The 16,546-nt window shown below is 61.6% G+C and carries 17 protein-coding genes; 4 read left to right on the forward strand and 13 right to left on the reverse strand.

Annotation, left to right across the window (positions count from 1 at the left end):
- Positions 1-20: 20 nt before the first annotated feature.
- The 4 genes from ACP7DE_RS21255 to ACP7DE_RS21270 all read left to right on the forward strand — a co-directional run bounded on the left by ACP7DE_RS21255 (position 21) and on the right by ACP7DE_RS21270 (position 7,252).
- Complete coding sequence (locus tag ACP7DE_RS21255; protein ID WP_426073948.1) at positions 21-4,187, forward strand: SNF2-related protein; 4,167 nt, start codon at positions 21-23, stop codon at positions 4,185-4,187.
- A 69-nt stretch (positions 4,188-4,256) separates the two neighbouring features.
- Positions 4,257-4,745, forward strand: a complete 489-nt coding sequence (locus ACP7DE_RS21260; protein WP_426073949.1) for a hypothetical protein — start codon at positions 4,257-4,259, stop codon at positions 4,743-4,745.
- A 163-nt stretch (positions 4,746-4,908) separates the two neighbouring features.
- A complete protein-coding gene (locus ACP7DE_RS21265) occupies positions 4,909-6,768 on the forward strand; it encodes a DUF885 domain-containing protein (RefSeq protein ID WP_426073950.1) in 1,860 nt (619 codons plus the stop codon).
- Between the two features lie 169 nt (positions 6,769-6,937).
- Positions 6,938-7,252: a hypothetical protein gene (locus tag ACP7DE_RS21270; protein ID WP_426073951.1), complete on the forward strand. Its 315-nt coding sequence runs from the start codon at positions 6,938-6,940 to the stop codon at positions 7,250-7,252.
- 84 nt (positions 7,253-7,336) lie between these two features.
- Here the strand turns inward: ACP7DE_RS21270 and tatC are convergent, their stop codons facing one another.
- The 13 genes from tatC to hisD form a co-directional block, all read right to left on the reverse strand.
- On the reverse strand, positions 7,337-8,092 hold the full coding sequence (tatC, locus tag ACP7DE_RS21275; RefSeq protein WP_426073952.1) for a twin-arginine translocase subunit TatC: 756 nt from the start codon (positions 8,090-8,092) through the stop codon (positions 7,337-7,339).
- Complete coding sequence (gene tatB / locus ACP7DE_RS21280) at positions 8,089-8,622, reverse strand: Sec-independent protein translocase protein TatB (protein ID WP_426073953.1); 534 nt, start codon at positions 8,620-8,622, stop codon at positions 8,089-8,091. Before tatB ends, tatC begins: the two co-directional genes overlap by 4 nt.
- Positions 8,623-8,670: 48 nt before the next feature.
- Positions 8,671-8,907 (reverse strand): Sec-independent protein translocase subunit TatA, encoded by a 237-nt coding sequence (tatA, locus tag ACP7DE_RS21285; RefSeq protein ID WP_034780931.1) that lies wholly within the window; start codon positions 8,905-8,907, stop codon positions 8,671-8,673.
- Between the two features lie 80 nt (positions 8,908-8,987).
- Positions 8,988-9,359: a histidine triad nucleotide-binding protein gene (locus tag ACP7DE_RS21290; RefSeq protein WP_426073954.1), complete on the reverse strand. Its 372-nt coding sequence runs from the start codon at positions 9,357-9,359 to the stop codon at positions 8,988-8,990.
- 15 nt (positions 9,360-9,374) lie between these two features.
- Positions 9,375-9,746, reverse strand: a complete 372-nt coding sequence (locus ACP7DE_RS21295) for a phosphoribosyl-ATP diphosphatase (RefSeq protein ID WP_071326066.1) — start codon at positions 9,744-9,746, stop codon at positions 9,375-9,377.
- Positions 9,743-10,180, reverse strand: coding sequence for a phosphoribosyl-AMP cyclohydrolase (gene hisI / locus ACP7DE_RS21300; RefSeq protein ID WP_426073955.1), 438 nt, complete (start codon positions 10,178-10,180; stop codon positions 9,743-9,745). Before hisI ends, ACP7DE_RS21295 begins: the two co-directional genes overlap by 4 nt.
- 26 nt (positions 10,181-10,206) lie before the next feature.
- Positions 10,207-10,968, reverse strand: coding sequence for an imidazole glycerol phosphate synthase subunit HisF (gene hisF / locus ACP7DE_RS21305; RefSeq protein ID WP_426073956.1), 762 nt, complete (start codon positions 10,966-10,968; stop codon positions 10,207-10,209).
- Between the two features lie 59 nt (positions 10,969-11,027).
- A complete protein-coding gene (gene hisA / locus ACP7DE_RS21310) occupies positions 11,028-11,801 on the reverse strand; it encodes a 1-(5-phosphoribosyl)-5-[(5-phosphoribosylamino)methylideneamino]imidazole-4-carboxamide isomerase (protein ID WP_426073957.1) in 774 nt (257 codons plus the stop codon).
- Between the two features lie 69 nt (positions 11,802-11,870).
- The gene (gene hisH, locus ACP7DE_RS21315) at positions 11,871-12,509 is read right to left on the reverse strand and encodes an imidazole glycerol phosphate synthase subunit HisH (RefSeq protein ID WP_426073958.1); all 639 of its coding nucleotides are present in this window, start codon (positions 12,507-12,509) and stop codon (positions 11,871-11,873) included.
- A 35-nt stretch (positions 12,510-12,544) separates the two neighbouring features.
- Positions 12,545-13,135, reverse strand: a complete 591-nt coding sequence (gene hisB / locus ACP7DE_RS21320) for an imidazoleglycerol-phosphate dehydratase HisB (protein WP_010402123.1) — start codon at positions 13,133-13,135, stop codon at positions 12,545-12,547.
- A 19-nt stretch (positions 13,136-13,154) separates the two neighbouring features.
- Entirely contained in the window at positions 13,155-14,249 is a 1,095-nt protein-coding gene (gene hisC, locus ACP7DE_RS21325) for a histidinol-phosphate transaminase (protein ID WP_426073959.1), read from the reverse strand.
- A gap of 33 nt (positions 14,250-14,282) precedes the next feature.
- Positions 14,283-15,221 carry a DNA-methyltransferase gene (locus ACP7DE_RS21330; protein ID WP_426073960.1) on the reverse strand — a complete coding sequence of 313 codons (939 nt, stop codon included), beginning with the start codon at positions 15,219-15,221 and terminating at the stop codon, positions 14,283-14,285.
- Positions 15,218-16,543 (reverse strand): histidinol dehydrogenase, encoded by a 1,326-nt coding sequence (gene hisD, locus ACP7DE_RS21335; protein ID WP_426073961.1) that lies wholly within the window; start codon positions 16,541-16,543, stop codon positions 15,218-15,220. The genes ACP7DE_RS21330 and hisD overlap by 4 nt, the downstream gene beginning before the upstream one ends.
- Between the last annotated feature and the right edge of the window lie 3 nt (positions 16,544-16,546).

A 16,546-nucleotide genomic window follows, 5' to 3' on the forward strand; every position in this document is an offset into this window, starting at 1 on the left:
ACCCGCATTCAGACCAACTCATGCTGGACGAGTTCGCCGCCCTGGAGCAGCACGAACAGATGATCCTGGCCTTGCTGGCCATCGCGGGCGAACCGGTCGGCAAGCATGCCGTGTATGAACACTTGCAGCGCGCCAATGTCGTCGAGCCGGACGGCACGCCGTTTGCCCTGCTCACCGTCACGGGCATGCTGCAACATTTGACGCGGCACGCGCTGGCGTCCGAAGTAGTGGGACGGGGCTTTGCCTGCGAAGCCAAGCTGCGCTGGCCCGCCATGCGGGCCGCCATCGAGCACCTGGTGTTTCGTGACCTGTGCCAGGCCATCGAGCTGATCAACCCCGTGCGCCGCAACTGGGATGGTTATGTGGAATTGCGCAGCTACCGGCAAGGCGTGGCGCGCCTGCGCATCGCCCTCTTGCGCAATGACGAGGTGCGCCACGTGGCTGCCATCCTGGCCGCTTGCATGGCGTGCTATGAAGCGCAGCAGCTGCATCCGCTGATCGAGATTTTCGGCCGGCCGTTCGAGCCGGAGATGCTGTCTTTTGTCATGCCGCAACTGCAGGATGACATTCTGGCCGTGCTGCTGGGCAATGCCCCGCGCGAGCCGGCCACGGCGCACGCCATCCGCACCTACGCGCGCGCCCACCATGCGCGCCAGGCGGCCGCTGGCGACCATATCGGCGCCGCCCTGCCGTTGGCATTGGCCGAAGACGCCCTGCTGTGCGGCGAACTCGACGCGGCCGCGCGTTACCTGGCGGGCCAGCAGGGGCCGCAGGCGCTGTTTGTCGACAGCAGCATCGCCCTCTTGCGCGGCGAACATGCGCACGCATTGGCGGGCTTTGAAACAGCCTTGAAAGGCTTGCGCAAGGAAGCGGGCAAGCGCAAGCTGTGCTTTACGGGCATCGGCGGCCACCTGTACGTGCTGGCCCTGCTGCGCGGCAATGATGCCAAGCTGCTGAAAAACGCGGAGACCTATCTCGATATCGCGCTGCACGCGCAGCCGAACCACGACAGCATCGTCTACCAGCAACTCAACACCTTGCGCCTGGTGCGCGCCGGCGTGCAACTGGCGGAAAGCATCCCCACGCGCAGCTGGGAAACGGGACTGCAGGCGCAGCTATTCCAGGCCTTGCTGTACTACTGGCTGGCGCTACCGCAATTGAGCGAACGCAAGGATCAACTGCGATCGGTGGTGCAGCAAGCCGACGCCGCCGGCTACGATTTGATCGCCGCGCAAGCGGCCGGCTTGCTGGGCTTGATGGGCGAGCCGCAGCAGGAGCGCTATGCAACGGCCAAGCGGGCGCAGCACGGCTTGACGGACATGGCGCCGTGGTTCGAGCGCCAGGAAGCGTGGCAGCGCCAGCTGAGCGCCCTCATCAACCTGCAACAGAGCGCGCCCGCCGAAGCGGCGGGCAGCGTCTCGCGCCTGGTATGGCTGGTGGCATTCGACCCGCGCTTCGGCTTGACGGCCGTGGAAGTGCGCGAGCAGAAGCGCGATGCGCGCGGCGGCTGGAGCAAGGGCCGCGCCATGGGCTTGAAACGCCTGGCCGAAGAGGCGGGCGACATCGATTTCCTCACGCCGCAAGACGCGCGCGCAGCCGGCAGCCTCGCGCCCTTCAAACAGTACTATTCATCGGCACCCCGCTATGAAATCGAGCTCGACAAGGCCGCCATTTTGCTGGTGGGCCACCCGCTCGTCTTCTGGCTCGACCATCCCGAGACGCGCGTGGAACTGATCGCCGGCGCGCCCGAACTCCTGATCAAATCGCACGAGGGGCAGCTGTGGCTGGGCATGCAGCCGCCCCTGCCCGACAGCGGCAGCAATGTGGTGGTGCAGCGCGAGACGCCGACGCGCTTGCGCGTGGTGCACATCCTTGACGAGCACCGGCGCATCGGCGCCATCGTGGGCCTGGGCCTGTCCGTGCCCCTGCATGCGGAAAAACAGGTGATGCAAGCGATCGGCGCCATCTCCTCGATGGTCACCGTGCAATCGGACATCGGCGGCGGCGCCGGCGACGCGGAAGCGATCACGGCCGACCACCGCCTGCATGTGCACCTGCTGCCTTACCAGCAGGGCTTGAAAATGCAGATTTTAGTGCGCCCCTTGCTCGACAATGGCGCCTATTACGCGCCCGGCAGCGGCGCCGAAAGCGTATTTGCCGACGTGGCGGGCCGGGCCGTGCAGGCGCGGCGCGACCTGAACGCGGAACGCGAAGCACAGCGCCAGCTCATCGGTCGTTGCCTGGTGCTGGAAGAGGCGGAAGAGGAACATGGCGAGTGGCTGCTGGGCCAGCCTGCGCTGGGCTTGCAATTGTTGGTCGAGTTGCAAGCGCTGGACGCGGCCGCTATCGGCTCCGGTATTGTGCTGGCCTGGCCCGAAGGCGAAACCATGCGCGTGTCAAAACGCATCGACAGCGGCCAGATGCGCTTGAATATCAAGAGCGAAAAAGACTGGTTTGCCGCCAGTGGCGAAGTGCAGATCGATGAAGACAAGGTGATGGATTTGCGCGCCTTGCTCGATTTGATGCAAAACAATAAAAGCCGCTTCGTGGCCCTGGGCGACAACCAATTCCTGGCCCTCAGCGACGAATTGCACCGGCGCCTGTCAGAGCTGGCCGCGTATGGCGAGGTGCATGCCGATGGCGTGCATATCCACCCGCTGGCCGCCTTCGCGCTGGAAGAGCTGGCCAACGACGCGGGCGGCGTGAAGGCCGACAAATTGTGGCGCGAACACTTGCTGCGCCTGCGCGCCCTCGACGATTTTACGCCGCAGTTGCCCAGCACCTTGCAGGCGGACTTGCGCGACTACCAGCTGGCTGGCTACCAGTGGCTGGCGCGCTTGGCGCACTGGGGCGTGGGCGCCTGCCTGGCTGACGACATGGGACTCGGCAAGACTTTACAGGCGCTGGCCCTGATCCTGGCGCGCGCGCCGAACGGCCCCACGCTGGTCGTCGCCCCGACGTCCGTGTGCATGAACTGGATCAGCGAAGCGCAGCGCTTCGCGCCCACCCTGAACGTGAAACTGTTCGGCAGCGGCGACCGGGCCGACATGCTGGAAACATTGCAGCCGTTCGACGTGGTGGTGGCCAGCTACGGTTTGCTGCAGCAGGAAGCGACCCTGTTTGCCGGCGTGCGCTGGCATACCATCGTGCTCGACGAAGCGCAAGCCATCAAGAATGGCGCCACCAAGCGCTCGCAAGCCGTGATGGCCTTGCAAGGCGATTTCCGCATGGTGGCCAGCGGCACCCCGCTGGAAAACCACCTGGGCGAATTGTGGAATCTGTTCCGCTTCATCAACCCCGGTTTGCTGGGCACCCTCGACCAGTTCAACCTGCGCTTCGCGGGGCCGATTGAGAAAGATCAGGACAAGCGCGCGGCGGCCGGCGCGCGCTTGCGGCTGCGTCGCTTGATCGCGCCCTTCATCTTGCGCCGCACGAAGACGCAAGTGCTGTCGGAATTGCCGTCACGCACGGAAATCGTGCTGGAAGTGGAACTGTCGCCGCAGGAAACGGCGCTGTACGAATCCTTGCGCCGCGAAGCGCTGGAAAAGCTGGCCATGGTGGAAGGGCCGGCGTCGAAAAAAGCCATCCAGATCCTGGCGGAAATCATGAAGCTGCGCCGTGCCTGCTGCAATCCGCAGCTGGTGGCACCGGAGCTGGGCCTGGCCAGCAGCAAGCTGGCAGCCTTCGCGCAGTTGCTGTCGGGCTTGCTGGAAAACCGCCACAAGGTGCTCGTCTTCAGCCAGTTCGTCGACCATTTGACCCTGATCCGCCAGCATCTGGAGCAGCATGGCGTCAGCTACCAGTATCTCGACGGCAGTACGCCCATGCAGGAGCGCAAGCGCCGGGTGGATGCCTTCCAGGCGGGAGAAGGCGATGTTTTCCTGATCAGCCTGAAGGCGGGCGGCATGGGCATCAATTTGACGGCAGCCGATTACGTGATCCACATGGATCCGTGGTGGAATCCGGCCGTGGAAGACCAGGCCTCCGACCGCGCCCACCGCATGGGGCAATTGCGCCCCGTCACCATTTACCGGCTGGTGGCGAAACACACGATCGAAGAGGGCATCGTCGAATTGCACCAGCATAAGCGCGACCTGGCCGACAGCTTGCTGGAAGGCAGCGACGCGGCTGCGCGCATGTCGGCCAATGACATGCTGGGCATGCTGCAGGAAGGGTTGAAGCAATGAGATTGAAAAAATGAACGGGGAAACGGCGTTCCATGCGATGATCGTTTTTCCGTTCTTTTTTCTTGCCCCATGACCGACTTTATCGCCACCAGCGCCGGCCAGCGCGCCACCTTTTTGTGCGGCAAATCCTGGACCGCCTACGTCAGCACTTTCATCATTGCCGTGCTGCTATTTTTTGCCGCCCTGCCGCTGGCCTTCAAGTACAACGCGCGCGCTGCCTTCGTGGTGCTGATCGGCTCAGCCCTGATCGTCGCCTACCGCCTGCTGACGATACGCAGCTATCAGCTGTATTACGACGAAGCGGGCGTCTGGCTGGCATCCGGCATCTTGCCGTGGAAAAAGAAACTCATGGGCGTCAAATGGCGCGACATGGATGAAGCCGTCTATGAAACCAATTTCTGGAGCTGGTTGTTCCAGTCCTACACGGTGCGCGTCAGCCAGCGCTACACGCAAGACATCGAAATCCACGCCACCGGCATGGCGCGCGGCAAGGATGCCGTGGCGACCTTGAATGCACGCCATCAAGAGATGCTACAAGGCAGCGCCATCGTCGTCTAGCGGACTGGCAGACGGGCAAAAAACTGCGCAAGCGCGGCAATTAATGCTAATCTTTGGCCGCTCTGGCAAGCAAAGCCAACCTTTCAATAGTTGTTTGTTACTTATATTATCAGTTTATTATTTTTAGATTAGAACAAACAACAAAATATTCAAGAGATAAACTATGCTAATAAAAAACAAAATTGCGCTCGCCGCATTGATGCTGGCCTTTACCCTGACACCGGCCAGCGCCGCCAAGAAGGCGCAGAAGAACGGCAAGGCCAGTACCAGCAGCAAGAAAAAAACCGTCGCCAACAAAGTGGCTTTCGTCAGTGCCGCCACCGCAGCCACGGTCGCCGCGGTCGCCAGCGAGAACAGCAGCGACCGTTCCATGAATAATCTGAGCGGCCAATTCCTCACGGCCCTGTGGCGCCTGGATCCGGAAAGCGCGATTTCGGTCGGCAAGTACGATGGCGCCGCCAACCTGAGCATCCCCGACGCGGCCAGCCGCCAGAAGCAACTGGCCTTCATCGAAGAATGGCTGGGCAAGTTCGGCAAGCTGAATGCCAGCAAAATGTCGGACAAGCAACGCACCGACCTGGCCTTGCTGACGAATAAACTGCAATCGGACCGCTGGTATCTGACCACTTTCCGCGAATTCGAATGGAACCCTGCCCAGTACAACGTGGCCGGGTCCATCGACTTCATCCTGAACACGGAGTACGCGGCGCAGCCGCAGCGCCTGCGCACCTTGCTCAAGCGCATCGCCACCGTGCCGCAATACTATGCGGCAGCGCGTGCCAGCATCGTCAACCCCACACGCGAACACACGCAGCTGGCCATCGCCCAGAGCGCTGGCGTGCTCAGCGTACTTGACGACCTGAACAAGACGGCACAGGGTTCCATCCTGACGCCGGCGGAAAAGCAGCTGTACAACGCGCGCATCGCCGCGGCCCGCACGGCCGTGCAAGGCTATGCTGCCTGGCTGACGGAACAGGATGCCACGCTGGCGCAGAACGGCAATGCGCGCTCTTTCCGCATCGGCAAGGACTTGTACGAGCAGAAATTTGCCTACGATATCCAGGCCAGCGTGAGCGCCGAGCAGATGTACCAGAAAGCCCTGGCCGCGCGCGAAAAGTTGCTCGAACACATGGATAGCCTGTCCGACGAACTGTGGGTGAAAACCATGGGCGCCACGGCCAAGCCGGCGGATCGCACGGCGAAGATCGGCATGGTAATCGACAAGCTATCCAGCAAGCATGTGGCCGCCGCCGATTTCGTGCCGGAAATCCGCCGCCAGATCCCGGAATTGCAGGACTGGGTGACCAGCCACAACCTGCTGACGATGGACCCGAAAAAGCCGCTGGTCGTGCGTGAAACGCCCGCTTACCAGCGCGGCGTGGCCGGCGCCAGCATCGAAGCGCCCGGCCCCTACCGTCCGCAGGACCGTACCTATTACAACGTGACGCCGCTCGATGGCGAAACGCCGGAACAGGCGGAAAGCAGCTTGCGCGAATACAACCACTGGATCTTGCAGATCCTGAACATCCACGAAGCCATCCCCGGCCATTACACGCAGCTGGTGTACGCCAACAAGTCGCCCTCGCTGGTCAAGTCCATCTTTGGCAACGGCGCCATGATCGAAGGCTGGGCCGTGTATGGCGAGCGCATGATGCTGGAATCGGGCTATGGCAATAACGCGCCGGAAATGTGGCTGATGTATTCGAAGTGGAATTTGCGCAGCGTCACCAACACCATCCTCGACTACAGTGTGCACGTGCTGGGCATGACGCAAGAGCAGGCGCTCGACCTGCTGACGCGCCAGGCCTTCCAGACCAAGCGTGAAGCGACGGAAAAATGGCGCCGCGTGCAGTTGAGCTCGGTGCAACTGACCAGCTATTTCAGCGGTTACAGCGAAATCATGGACTTGCGCGAACAGCGCAAGCAAGCGTTGGGCAACAAATTCGTGCTGAAGGATTTCCATGAGCAATTCCTCAGCTACGGCAGCGCGCCCGTGAAAGTCATCAAGGAGTTGATGAATTAAGCGGCGCTCGCCATCCGCTTGCAAAGGGCGCTGCGGCGCCCTTTTTGCATCCGTTTGCGCCACCGCAAACGACCCTGCCTGATACGTTCTACGCTGACGTGAAGGCAGGTGCAGCTCTCCTCACTGGCAATTGCCGATTTTTCTGCTAGGCTGGTAATCAGGAGCGTCCATGCATATGCCCATCCACTTCGATACCCTTGACTACGCCAAACGTCTCGCGTCAGCGGGCGTTCCCACCACGCAAGCCGAAGCGCATGCCTCGGCCCTGGGCGACGTGCTGGGCACGGCCGTGGTCGTCCATGGAGAGTTGGCGGTGCTAGAGCATAACGTGCTCGGGGAAATCAAGCTCGTTGAGCAAAAAATCGATGCCCGCCTGGAACGCATGGACTTACGCCATGGCGCGGACATGAAGCATGTCTACTGGATGATGAGCACCCTGATCCTGCTGAACCTGGGCATTTTGAGCAAGCTGATGCTGCAGTAAGCACCCACTGACGTTTTCACATGAAAAAAGCCGCTGCTCCTGGCGGAGGACAGCGGCTTTTGCGTGGCAGCGTCTGGAACGCGTCTAGGACGCTTCTTCCGGCGCCTGAGTGGCCCTGACGAAGATGGGCGCCACCAGCAGGCCCAGCTCGAACAGCAGGCACATGGGAATGGCCAGCGAGAACTGGCTGACCACGTCCGGCGGCGTAACGATGGCGGCAATCACGAAGGCGCCGACGATGATGTAGGGACGCACTTCCTTGAGTTTCGCGATAGTAACCAAGCCCATGCGCACGAGGATCACCACCACCACGGGCACCTCGAACGTGGCGCCAAAGGCAAGGCACATCGACATGACGAAATCGAGGTAGTTTTCGATATCGGGCATGACGGCGATCGACGATGGCGAAAAGTCGCTGATGAAGTGGAACACGCGGCCAAACACAAAGAAATAGCAGAAGGCCACGCCGGCGATGAACAGCAGGGAAGACGAGATGACCAGCGGCGCGATCAGGCGCTTTTCATGCGTGTACAGGCCGGGCGCGATAAAGGCCCACATCTGGTACAGGACCCAGGGCAAGGCGACGATGAAGGCGATCATCAGCGTCACTTTCATCGGCACCAGAAACGGTGAAATGACGCCGGTGGCGATCATTTTCGAGCCGGTCGGCAGCGAGGCGATCATCGGTGCGGCAATAAAATCATAGATCTGCGAGGGGCCGGGCCAATAGAACAGCACGGCGCAGACGACGGCGATGCCGATCGAGGCCTTGACTAGGCGGTTGCGCAGCTCGACCAGATGCGAGATAAAGGTTTCTTCCACCGGGGATTTGCTACTCATGAGTAAAAGGAGGAGGAAGTGGCGCGCGGACGGAAACGCGCCACGCGAGCGGCCGCCGACTGCACGTGCTGCTTGCCGCCATGACGCTGCTTGTACCAGCCAGGGATGGCGGCATTGCGCACCAGCTTCTTGCGGCGAAATTCGCGCGCCTTGCGGGCCAGGTCTTCGTTGGTGGCGCGCAGCATTGCTTCATGGGCATCGTGGTGCCCATCATACGAGCTGGAATCGCCACGCCAGGCGTTTTCCACCTCGGCCAGGTTGCCGGAGATGGAGTTTTCCACGCCATGCATGGACTTCTCCACGCTTTGCTTGACTGAATGAGCTGCATCCTGCACGTCTTTCTGCAGGTTTTTCAGCTCTTCCAGCTCAATTTCGCGCGAGACTTCGGATTTCACCTGATTCAGGTAGCGTTGCGCACGGCCATACAGGGTGCCGGCCATGCGTGCTACTCTCGGCAACTTTTCAGGGCCAATGACTATCAACGCAACCACGCCGATGATGGCGATTTTAGAGAGACCGAGATCGATCATAAGCTGACAAGGGCTGTTACCGGACGAGGCAAGCGCCCCGCCACGCTATCAGAACTTGCTTTTCTCTTTCGTCTCGACGTCGATGGTGCTTTTGTCGGCCACTTGCGATGGCGCAGCAGGAGGGGTATTGGCTGCCGGGGCGTCATCTTCGCCCTTGACGCCATCCTTGAAGCCTTTGACGGCCTTGCCGATATCACCGCCGATATTGCCCAGTTTCTTGGTGCCGAAGACCAGCATGACAATGACCAGAACGATCACCCAGTGCCAAATACTCAATGAACCCATCACATTCTCCTTGCGGGACGGTGCCCGAATAGCGTCAACTAATGCCGGTAGTATACACGCGAACCCGGCGCGCGGCGAAATCAGTGCTGGCCGCGCCAGGGACGGGGACCGCCGTACACATGCATGTGCAGGTGATACACCTCTTGCCCGCCGTCCGGGCCACTGTTGATCATGGTCTTGAAGCCGCCGGCAGGCGTGCCATCGGCCTCATAGCTGACGGCGCAGTCGAACTCGGCTGCAAGCTTCGGCGCCAGGCGCAGCAACTTGCCCAGCATTTCCGCATGGCTATCGTCGCAGTCGGACAGGCTGGCCACGTGGCGCTTCGGAATCAGCAGCAAATGCACGGGGGCGGCCGGGTTGATGTCCTTGAAGGCCAACAAGTCGTCGTCTTCATACACGATGGAAGAAGGAATTTGTTTTGCAGCAATCTTGCAAAAAATACAGTTATCCATGCACGCTCCAGTAGGTCAATGTTTGTCTGTTTCGCCGGCGTCGCGCAGTTCATCCTTGCGTGCCGCCTTTTCTTCGAGGCCCGACAAACCTTCACGGCGCGCCAGCTCGTCGAGCACCTGCTGCGGCGTCAGGTCGAACTGCGCCAGCATCACCAGCGAGTGAAACCACAGGTCGGCGCACTCGTACAGGACCTTCGACGGGTCGTTGTCGCGCCGCGCATCCTTGGCGGCCATCACCGTTTCCGTGGCTTCTTCGCCGATTTTTTTCAGGATGGCGTCATCGCCCTTGGCAAACAGGCGCGCGACATAGGACGTGGCGGGGTCGCCGCCGTTGGCCGGCTTGCGCGATTCGATCACGGCGGCCAGGCGCTTCAAGGTTTCACTCATTTGGTCTTGCTTTCCGCGTAAATCGTGTCAGGGTCTTTCAGGACGGGGTCGGTGATCTGCCATTCTCCCGTTTTTTCATCGCCGTCGAATTTCTGGAAGAAACACGAGTGGCGGCCCGTATGGCAGGCGATGCCGCCGGCTTGCTCGATTTTCAACAAGACCACGTCTTCATCGCAATCGAGGCGGATTTCCAGCACCTTTTGCGTATGGCCGGACTCTTCCCCCTTGTGCCAGAGTTTCTTGCGCGAACGGCTCCAGTACACGGCTTCACCCAACTCCACCGTGCGCGCCAGCGCGTCACGGTTCATCCAGGCAAACATCAGCACGTCATTACTGCCCGCTTCCTGCGCGATCACGGGCACCAGGCCGTGCTCGTCCCATTTGACCTTTTTCAGCCACTTGGCATTGCTTGCTACGATCGTTGCGTTTTGCATGTTCTGTATCCTGGGTACTATTTTGTTTACGCCAGGCGCATGGGGATGCCCTGCTGCGCCATGAAGCGCTTGGCTTCCTGTACCGTGTGCTGGCCATAATGGAAGATGCTGGCGGCCAGCACGGCATCCGCGCGCCCCACCTTGATGCCGTCGACCAAGTCTTGCAAGCCGCCCACGCCGCCCGAGGCGATCACGGGAATGCTGACGGCATCGGATACGCCACGCGTCAAGCCCAGGTCGAACCCCACCTTGGTGCCATCGCGGTCCATGCTGGTGAGCAAGATTTCTCCGGCGCCCAGGCTTTCCATTTTACGCGCCCATGCGAACGCGTCCAGGCCGGTGGCAGTGCGTCCGCCATGGGTAAACACTTCCCACTTGCCGGGCGACACCTGCTTGGCATCGATGGCCACGACGATGCATTGCGAGCCGTGCTTTTGGGATGCCTCGTACACCAGTTGCGGGTTCGTCACGGCCGAGGTGTTGATGCTGACCTTGTCGGCGCCCGCGTTGAGCAGGCGGCGCACGTCTTCCACCACGCGCACGCCGCCGCCCACGGTCAGCGGAATGAACACTTGCGACGCCACGGCTTCGATGATGTCGAAGATCAGGCCGCGGTTGTCGCTGGACGCGGTAATGTCGAGGAAAGTGATTTCATCGGCACCCTGCTCGTCATAACGACGGGCAATTTCCACCGGGTCGCCGGCGTCGCGCAATTGCGTGAAGTTGACACCTTTGACGACGCGGCCATTGGTCACGTCGAGGCAGGGGATGATACGTTTTGCAAGCATGATGGTATCCAGATTGTCGCCAGGCCAGGCATGCACGCGCACGCCCCGGCCGGGCTGGCTTAAACGGCGGCGTCGGTCAGTTCATCGGCGCGTTCCTGCGCTTGCGCCAGGTCGATCGTGCCTTCATAGATGGAACGGCCGCAGATCACGCCTTCGATGCCTTCGGCCTGGACCGCGCACAATGCTTCCACGTCGCCGATATTGTGCAGGCCACCCGAAGCGATGACGGGGATTTTGACCGCTTGCGCCAGCTTGACGGTGGCTTCGATATTGATGCCGCCCATCATGCCGTCGCGGCCGATATCCGTATAGATAATCGATTCGACGCCATAGGCTTCGAATTTTTTCGCCAAGTCGATCACTTCGTGGCCCGACATCTTGCTCCATCCATCCGTTGCCACTTTGCCATCCTTGGCATCGAGGCCGACGATGATGTGACCCGGGAAGGCGCCGCAGGCGTCGTGCAGGAAGCCGGGGCTTTTCACGGCCGCCGTGCCGATGATGACGTAGGTGATGCCGGCGTCGAGGTAGCGCTCGATGGTATCGAGGTCGCGGATGCCGCCGCCCAGCTGCACGGGGATTTCCTCGATGTCGTTTTCCACAGCGAAATCCTGCACGGCCTTGAGGATGGCTTTCACGGCGCCTTCGTTCTTCGGCTTGCCGGCAAAGGCACCGTTCAGGTCGACCAGGTGCAGCCGGCGCGCGCCTTGCATCAGCCAATGGCGGGCCATCTCGGCCGGGTCTTCGGAAAATACGGTGGCAAGTTCCATATCGCCTTGTTTCAGGCGTACGCAGTGACCGTCTTTCAGGTCGATGGCGGGAATAAGCAGCATGGTCAGTGTGGTATCAGAGTGAGTGAGAAGCGAAGCCGGAAAGGCCACGAAGGTACATCAAAAGGTACGTCAGGGTTGCCAGTGAACGAAGTTCTGGTACAGCTGCAAGCCAGCGGCAGCACTTTTTTCAGGATGAAACTGTGTCGCGAAAATATTATCACGCGCGACGGCGCACGCGAACGGCGCGCCATAGACAGTCTCGCCCACCGTGTGCGCCGCCTCTTGAGGTTGAGCAAAATAGCTGTGCACAAAGTAAAAATACGCGTTGTCGTCTATGCCATCCCACATCGCATGGGACGCCGTTTGCCGTACTTGGTTCCAGCCCATTTGCGGCACCTTGAAGCGCGAGCCGTCTTCCTGCACCTGGCCATCGAGCTGGAAACGCACGACTTTGCCTGGCAGCAAGCCCAAGCCGGCCGCATCGCCCTCTTCGCTGCCATCAAACAGCATTTGCTCGCCGATGCACACGCCCAGCACGGGCTTGCTGTCGGCCGCGCGCAGCAGCGCTTCGAGCACGCCCGATTCGCGCAGACTGCGCATGCAGTCGGGCATGGCGCCCTGGCCCGGCAAGACGATGCGGTCGGCGCTGTCGATGTCGGCAGCTACGCCGGAAATGCGCACATCGGCGTCGGGCGCCACGGCACGCAGGGCCTGCGCCACCGAGCGCAGGTTGCCCATGCCGTAATCCACCACCACAATTTTATTCATGTTTGATCTCGGAATCTACAGTGGTTCGCGGGCGCTTACAGGCTGCCCTTGGTCGATGGAATGATGCCGGCCGCGCGCTCGTCGAGCTCGGCAGCCATGCGCAGCGCGCGGCCAAAGGCCTTGAACACGGTTTCGCACTGATGGTGGGCATTCGTGCCGCGCAAGTTATCGATATGCAAGGTCACGCCCGCATGGTTGACGAAGCCGCGGAAAAATTCCAGGGTCAGGTCGACGTCGAAGCCGGCGATCATGGCGCGCGTAAACGGGATGTGGTATTCGATGCCCGGGCGGCCCGAAAAATCGAGCACCACGCGCGACAGCGCCTCGTCCAGCGGCACATACGCGTGGCCGTAGCGGCGGATGCCCTTCTTGTCGCCGATGGCCTTGGCCACGGCCATGCCCAAGGTGATGCCCACGTCTTCCACCGTATGGTGGTTATCGATATGCACGTCGCCCGTCGCTTCGATATCCAGGTCGATCAAGCCGTGGCGGGCGATCTGGTCCAGCATATGGTCGAGGAAGGGCACGCCGGTATTGAGTTTTTGCTGGCCGGTGCCGTCCAGGTTGAGGGCGACGCGAACTTGCGTCTCATTGGTGTTGCGCGTGATTTCTGCGGTGCGGTTCATGGGAGGCTCTGGCGATAGGCTAAACGAGGGATGCCTTGAAGGCATCGTAAAAAAGGGAATTCTCTTCCGGGGTGCTGACGCTGATGCGCAGGCAATTGACCAGCGCAGCATGCATTTTACTCATATTTTTAATTAAAACCCTGCGGGCAAGCAGTTTTGCGCAAACATCGTCGGCATCAGCCACACGAATCAGAAGAAAATTTGCCTTCGAGGGAAACACCGTCACGCCGGGCAGCGCCGCCAGGCGCAGTGCCAGATCGTCGCGCGCACTGTTGAGCAGGTCCGCCTGGGCATTGAGCACGTCGAGGTGCTCGAGCGCGAATTCGGCCGCCGCCTGCGTCAGCACATTGACGTTGTACGGCGGGCGCACTTTTTCAAACTGCGCCAGCAAGGCCGGCGCGGCCGACATGTAGCCGAGGCGAATGCCGGCCAGACCCAGTTTTGACACGGTGCGCATCACCACCAGATTCTCGAATTCGGGCAGGCGGCCCATGAAGCTGCGCTGCGCGAACGGCTCATACGCTTCGTCGACGACGGCGATGCCCGTGTCGCCGAGTGCAGCCAGGATGCGCTCGATATCGGCGCTGGCAAACAGGTTGCCCGTCGGGTTGTTCGGGTAGGCGAGCAATACCAGCGCCGGGCGGTGCTGTTCTATCGCCGCCAGCATGGCCGGCAGGTCCAGGCTGAAGTCGGCCTGCAGGGGCACGCCGACGAAATCCATACCGGCAAACTGCGCCGAACGGGCATACATGACGAAGGCCGGCACGGGGGCCAGCAGCACGGCGCGCTGTCCCTGCTCCTGGTGGGCGCAAGCCATGGCCAGGATGGAGATCAGTTCATCGGAACCGTTGCCCAGCATGACGGCGTAACCGTCTGGCACGCCCAGCTTGGCGCAGATGGCCGCCTGCAAGCTGGCGTAGGACGGCGGATAGCGGTTCAGCGCCACGCCGGCCAGGCGCGCGCCCAGTTCCTCGCGCAAATGCTGCGGCAGCGGATACGGGTTTTCCATCGCATCGAGTTTGATGTAACCGCTGGCATCGGCTACCTGGTAGCTTTTGACGGCCCGCACATCGGACCGCACGGTGTTGCTGATTAACTGATCGAGGAAAGACATGCTGCAAACACTCCTGATGGAATTAAATGGAGACTAAATGACGACGTCTTCCGGCACGGCGACGCTGCGCGCCTTGCGGGCCGGCGCTTTTTTCACGGCGGGCGGCTTTTTCGCGGTTGCCGGCTTCTTGGCTGCCGCCGGTTTCTTCACGGCCACCTTGGCGGCCTTCGCCGCGGGAGCGGCCGGTGCGGCCAGTTCCTGCGCCAGTGCCGCCAGGCGCTGTTCGATGATGGCGCAATAATCGGGGTTCAGTTCGAAACCGACGAAATCGCGTCCGCAGCGCTTGGCCGCCAGCGCCGTGGTGCCGCTGCCCATGAACAGGTCGAGCACCACGCCGCCGGGCGGACACGAAGCCTTGAGCATGCGCTCGATGATTTCTAATGGCTTTTGCGTCGGGTGGTCGGCCCGTTCCGGGTGTTCCTTGTGCAGGCGCGACACGCTCCACAAGTCTTTCGGGTTGTAGCCCACTTCCAGCCATTTCGCGCCGATGAAGATCGAGCGCGAACGGGCTTTCTTGGTGGCCGCGTCGTAGGCGATGCGCACCGCATCAAGGTCGAAGTAGTAATCCTTGCGCTTGACGAAGAAGCCGATGGTGTCGTGCACCGATGAAAAGCTGCGCACGCTGCCGCCCATGGACGGCACGCGGCGGTCCCAGATGATTTCATTCATCATCGCCATGCGCTGCTTCAGCATGACGAAGATCTCCGGCGAATAGCGCCAGGTGAGAAAAATATACAGGCTGCCGTTGGCTTTCAGCTTGGGCAGCGCCGCATCGATCCACGCTTCCGTCCAGCGCAGGTAGTCGGCCACGGACTGCTGGTCCGAGGCATTGCCGTAATCCTTGCCCAGGTTGTACGGCGGATCGGTCAGAATCAGGTCCACGGAGCCATCGGGAATGCGCGCCAGCCCCGCCAGCGCATCCTCGCAATAGACCCGGTTGACCCAGTCCGGCCGCTCCGCCATATTTGTCATGGCTGCGGCTTCAAACGCAGTTCGGCGCTGCGCGCGTGGGCTTGCAAGCCTTCGCCATACGCCAGGGTGGCGGCGACGCGGCCCAAGGTTTGCGCGCCCGCTTCGCTGACGTGAATGATGGACGAGCGCTTCTGGAAGTCGTATACGCCCAGCGGCGACGAAAAGCGCGCCGTGCGCGAGGTCGGCAGCACGTGATTGGGACCACAGCAATAGTCGCCCAGCGATTCGGACGAAAAGCGGCCCAGGAACATGGCGCCCGCGTGGCGTATCTGTTCGGCCCAGTGCTGCGGGTTTTCCGCCGAGATTTCCAGGTGTTCGGCCGCGATGGCATTGGCGATTTCACACGCTTCTTGCATGCTGCGCACCTTGATCAGCGCGCCCCTGTCCTGCAGCGACGTGCTGATGGTGGCCTGGCGCGGCATCGTCGGCAGCAGCTTGGCGATGCTCGCTTCGACTTGCGCGATGTAGCCGGCGTCGGGGCACAGCAGGATCGCCTGCGCCAGTTCGTCGTGCTCGGCCTGCGAAAACAGGTCCATCGCCACCCAGTCCGGGTCCGTCGTGCCGTCGCACAGGACCAGGATTTCGGATGGTCCCGCGATCATGTCGATGCCGACGATGCCGAACACGCGGCGCTTGGCGGCAGCCACATAGGCGTTGCCGGGGCCGACGATTTTGTCGACGGCGGCAATCGTCTGCGTGCCGTAAGCCAGCGCGCCGACCGCTTGCGCACCGCCGATGGTGATCACGCGCGTCACGCCGGCAATCGCGGCGGCGGCCAGCACCATCTGGTTTTTCACGCCATCGGGCGTCGGCACCACCATGATGATTTCGCCCACGCCCGCCACGTGTGCGGGAAGGGCGTTCATCAGCACGGAAGACGGATAGGCTGCCTTGCCACCCGGGACGTAGATGCCGACCCGGTCCAGCGGCGTGATCTTCTGCCCCAGTACCGTGCCATCGGGTTCGGTGTAGCTAAAACCGCGCAATTCTTCGCGCTGGCGTTCGTGGAAGGCGCGGATGCGCTGCGCGGCGATCTGCAGCGCCTCGCGCTGGGCCGATGGCAAGCCGTTCAGGGCCGCCTGCAATTCGGCTTGCGAAATATCGAAGGCCGCCATTTCCGCCGCGCCGCCATGCGGGATGCGGTCGAAACGGTTGGTGTATTCGAGTACGGCGGCGTCGCCGCGCGTTTTCACGTCGGCCAGGATTTTCGCCACCGACGTTTCAATCGCCGCATCGGTGTCCGCCTCGAACGCCAGCAGCGTATCGAGCGATTGTTGGAAACCATCCTGGCTTGAATCGAGCTTGCGTATCTGTATCGGCATAAT

This window comes from Janthinobacterium sp. DSP2-3-3, from assembly GCF_049897325.1.
In the GTDB taxonomy this organism is placed as follows: domain Bacteria; phylum Pseudomonadota; class Gammaproteobacteria; order Burkholderiales; family Burkholderiaceae_D; genus Janthinobacterium.